The 4,256-nt window shown below is 74.5% G+C and carries 3 protein-coding genes; 1 reads left to right on the forward strand and 2 read right to left on the reverse strand.

What is annotated here, in order from left to right; translation table 11 throughout:
- Positions 1 to 1,776 (reverse strand): amidase (locus tag ACFXPX_RS36990; RefSeq protein WP_380644610.1); only part of this gene is annotated, 1,776 nt, incomplete at its 3' end.
- A gap of 121 nt (positions 1,777 to 1,897) precedes the next feature.
- Positions 1,898 to 3,430 carry an APC family permease gene (locus tag ACFXPX_RS36995; RefSeq protein WP_380523343.1) on the reverse strand — a complete coding sequence of 511 codons (1,533 nt, stop codon included), beginning with the start codon at positions 3,428 to 3,430 and terminating at the stop codon, positions 1,898 to 1,900.
- Positions 3,431 to 3,525: 95 nt separating this feature from the next.
- Here ACFXPX_RS36995 and ACFXPX_RS37000 point away from each other — a divergent pair, with 95 nt between their 5' ends.
- The gene (locus tag ACFXPX_RS37000) at positions 3,526 to 4,155 is read left to right on the forward strand and encodes a TetR/AcrR family transcriptional regulator (RefSeq protein WP_380523342.1); all 630 of its coding nucleotides are present in this window, start codon (positions 3,526 to 3,528) and stop codon (positions 4,153 to 4,155) included.
- Positions 4,156 to 4,256: the final 101 nt, after the last annotated feature.

Consider the following 4,256-nt stretch of genomic DNA (forward strand, 5'->3'; position numbering starts at 1 on the left):
GGCCGGGAGGGGTGCTCCCGGCCGGGCCGCCCCGGTCCGTCCGTTGGCGGGGAGCCTCGGGGTGCGCGAGGGCTCCGTGCGGCGCTGCCCGGTCGCCTCGAAGGCGGCGGCGAGCCGCAGGAGCGCGGTGTCGTCGTAGGCGCGGCCCGCGAAGGTGAGCCCCACCGGCATGCCGATGTCGGCCATGGTGCCCATCGGCACGGTCACGGTCGGAATGCCGAGGTGGCGCGGCACGAGGTTGCCGTTGGCGACCCAGACGCCGTTGCGCCAGCCGAGGTCGGCGGAGGCCTCGGCCACGTCCATGTCGGCCGGGCCGACGTCGGCGACGGCGGGGAAGACCACGGCGTCCAGGCCGAGTTCGTCCATCCAGACCTCCAGGTCGACCCGGCGGGTCTCCTCCAGGCCGCGCAGGCCCGCCTCCAGCAGCGGGATGTCGGTGAGGGAGGCGTACGGGCGCTCGCGCACGAAGCGCGGGTAGTCGCCGACGGTGTCGTCGAAACCGGCGTAGCGGTCGGGGAGTTCGCCCTCGTGCTTGGGGAAGATGCGGCTTCCGTCGACCTCGGTCAGGGTGGCGAGCGCCGGGTCCCCGTTCGCGCGCAGGAAGTCGTCCCAGGACCAGGCGGACAGGTCCTCGATCTCGACGGTGAGGTAGTCCCGGCCGACCAGACCGCGGGTGAACAGCGAGGGCGCGCCGGGGCGGTCGGCCTCGTAGTTGGTCACCACCGGGAAGTCGACCTCGACGACCTCGGCGCCGGCCGCCTCCAGGTCGCGGCGGGCGGCCTGCCACAGGGCGATGACCGAGGCGCGGGTGTCGATCCGCTGCCCGGTCTGGCCGCCGATGCCGCCCTCGGGGTTGGTGCCGGCCTCGGGGTCGGCGTTGATGTACATCCGGGGCACGCCGACGCGCCGGCCGGCGAGGGTCGCCCCGGCCGCCGCCGCGTCGGCCGGGGCCAGCGCGGGGTAGGAGTCGGGGCGGACCTCGGAGGCCGCGGGCAGCTGGATCCAGGGCTGGGAGCGCCACAGGTCGCCGCGGGTCTCCGCGTCGTCGGCGACGACGACGTCGAGCAGTTCGAGCAGGTCGGCCATGGTGCGGGTGTGCGGGACCACGACGTCCATGGTCGGCACCAGCGGCCAGTTGCCGCGCACCGAGATCACGCCGCGGCTGGGGGTGTAGGCGCACAGGGCATTGTACGAGGCGGGCGCCCGGCCCGAGGACCAGGTCTCCTCGCCGAGGCCGAAGGCGCCGAACGAGGCCGCCGTGGCGGTGCCCGAGCCGTTCGAGGAGCCGGAGCCGTACGCGCTGGTCAGCCAGTCGGCGCTGTACGGGCTCTCGGCCCGGCCGTAGACGCCGCGCTGCATCCCGCCGTTCGCCATCGGCGGCATGTTGGTCAGGCCGATGAGCACGGCGCCGGCGGCGCGCAGCCGCTCGATCGCGAAGGCGTCGCGCTGGGCGACGAGGTGCTCGAAGGCCGGCGAACCGGCGGCGGCGGTCAGGCCCTTGGCGAGGTAGCTGTCCTTGGCGGTGTACGGGATGCCGTCGAGCGGGCCGAGGGTGCGGCCCTGGGCGCGGCGGGCGTCGGAGGCCTCGGCCTCGGCGCGGGCCTCCGGGTTCATCACGACGAGCGCGTTGAGCGCGGTGCCGGTGCCGGGCCGGTCGTAGGCCTCGATCCGGGCGAGGTAGGCGTCGAGCAGGCCGACCGAGGTGGTCTCGCCCTTCTCCAGCGCGGCGCGCAGGTCGGCGATGCCCGTCTCGACGACGTCGAAGGGGTGGGTCATGCGGGTTCCTCCAGGGGTGTTCGGTCTTGCGTCGGAAGCGGAAGGTCGGAAGCGGAGAGTCGGAAGCGGAGAGTCGGAAGCGGAAGGTCGGGGCGCCGTGCCGGTGGAGCGGGTGGGTCGACTACACGACGGCGGGGGCGAGTTCGTCGCTGTGCGGGCGGTCCTGGCCCGGGTCGGGCATCCGGCGGTCGGGGCGGCGCGCGAGCAGGTAGCCGAGGCCGGCGAGGGTGACGGTGCCGACGCCGAGCGGTGCCGCCCAGATCTGGTACCACGGCGCTCCGGCCGGTGCGAGGATGGCGCGCGGCCAGCAGATGTTGACCACCTCGAAGCCGGTCCACAGCACCGCGAGGACGTTGAGCGGGGTGCCGAGGCGACCGTAGCCGACGGCCCCGGCGGGCTTCCAGGTGCCGCGCAGGCGGGCGGTCAGGGCGACCACGGTGAGCAGGAAGAACGGCACGAAGGTGGCGGCGCTGCCGAAGGTGATCAGGCTGCCGATGGCCGAGGTGCTCAGGCCCAGGGGCAGGGCGGCGGCGCTGACCACCGTGGCGGCGACCAGGCCGCCGATCGGCGCCTTGTGCCGGTTGACCTTGCGGACCTGCCGGGAGAACGGGAAGACGTCGTCACGGGCGAGCGAGTAGAGGCCGCGGGCGGCGCCGCCCTGGGAGGCCATCAGGCAGGCGGTGAAGCTGATCAGGACGACGAGGACGAAGGGCTTGTCGGCCCAGCTGCCGAAGGCGTGGGTGACGGCGGTGGTGACGGGGTCGAGGTCCTTGACGGCGACGACGTCGGCGGGGTCCGGGTGGGCGAGCTCGACCGAGACGGCGTTGAGGACGACGACGAGCCCGACGCTGAGCAGCGACCACCACATCGCCCGGGGCACCTGCCGGGCGGCGTCCTTGGTCTCCTCGGCGGTGGACACGCAGGCGTCGAAACCGATGAAGGCCCAGCCGGCGACGGCCACGGCGGCGAGCAGGGCGCCGGTGTCGCTGACGCCCAGCCCCTTCGGGGCGTCGAGGAAGTCGGTGAGCAGGGAGAACCCGTGCTGCCGGAAGACCAGCAGCAGGGTGAGGCCGACCAGCACGGAGGCGACCGCCTCGGCGGCGATGCCCAGGCTGACGAACCGGCGCAGCAGGTTGATGCCGTAGGCGTTGACCAGGGCGCAGCCGAGCATGAAGCCGACCGCGACGAGGACCTGCTCGGCGGGGGTCGGGACGGTGCCGAAGAGCGCGAAGAGCCAGGGCGAGGCGAGGTAGGCGACGGTGGTGTTGCCGAACATCACGGCGAACTGCCACAGCCAGCCGCTCAGCCAGGCGACCGCCGGTCTGGACAGGCGTCTGCTCCATTGGTAGGCGCCGCCGGCCAGCGGCCACTGCGAGGCGAGCTCGGCGTAGACGGCCACGACCAGGCACTGCCCGAGCAGGCACAGCGGCAGGGCCCAGACCCAGGCGCCGCCCGCGACGCTCATGCCGACCTGGACGGCGGCGTACAGCCCGACGACCGGGGACACGACGGCGAAGCCCATGGAGATGTTGCCGAGCACGGTCAGGCTGCGCCGTAGCTCCTGCTGGTAGCCGAGCGCGGCCAGCCGGTCGGAGTCGGTGGCGGCAGCGGTCTCGGCGGCGTCGGTGGCGACGGTGGGGGTGTTCTCGGCCACTGGCTGCGCCCTCTCGATAAAACTAACTTTGTTAGCAACTGCTGTCGGTCTGGCACGATAGCCCCCGGACACGGAGAGCGGAAGAGGGGATTTCGGTGGGCCGACCGAGCAGGGCACTGCTGACCCGCGAGGGGATCGCGCGCGCCGCGCTCCAGGTGGTGGACGAGAAGGGCCCCGACGGGCTGACCATGCGGGCGCTCGCGGAGCGGCTCGGGGTCAAGGCGGCGTCGCTCTACAACCACGTGCCGAGCAAGGACGCGCTGGTCGACGCCGTCTCGGGGCTGGTCAACGACGAGATCGACCACGGGCCGCTGGGCGACCCCGACTGGCGGGCCGGCCTCGCGGGGTACGCGCGCGGCTACCGCGCGGTCTTCCGGCGGCACCCGAACGCCCTCGCCCTGCTGGCCCGCCGGCGGGTGGAGGCCGACAGCGCGCTGACCGGCTACGACGCGCTGCTCGCCCTGCTCGGCCGGGCGGGCCTCGCACCCGCCGACGCCGCCGAGGTCGCCGCGGCGGTGGACTACCTGGTGCTCGGCTCCGCGATGGAGACCTTCGCCGCGGGCTTCACCCGGGAGCCGGCCGCCTACCGGCCGCAGTACCCGGCGCTCGCGGACGCCCTGGACGGCTCCCTGGCCCGGGGCGGCGGCGCGACGGAGCTCGACGACCGCGGGTTCGAGGTGGGCCTGGGCCTGCTGCTGGACGGGATCGAGCGCCGGACGTCATAGCCGTCGCGCTCGCACAAAGCGGCGGCCCCCACCCCGGGTGAGGGGTGGAGGGCCGCCGGTCGGGGGGGGGGGGGCGCCCCCCGGGGGGGGGGGGGGGGGGG

Origin of the sequence: Kitasatospora sp. NPDC059146, assembly GCF_042786665.1 — a bacterium.
GTDB lineage: Bacteria > Actinomycetota > Actinomycetes > Streptomycetales > Streptomycetaceae > Kitasatospora.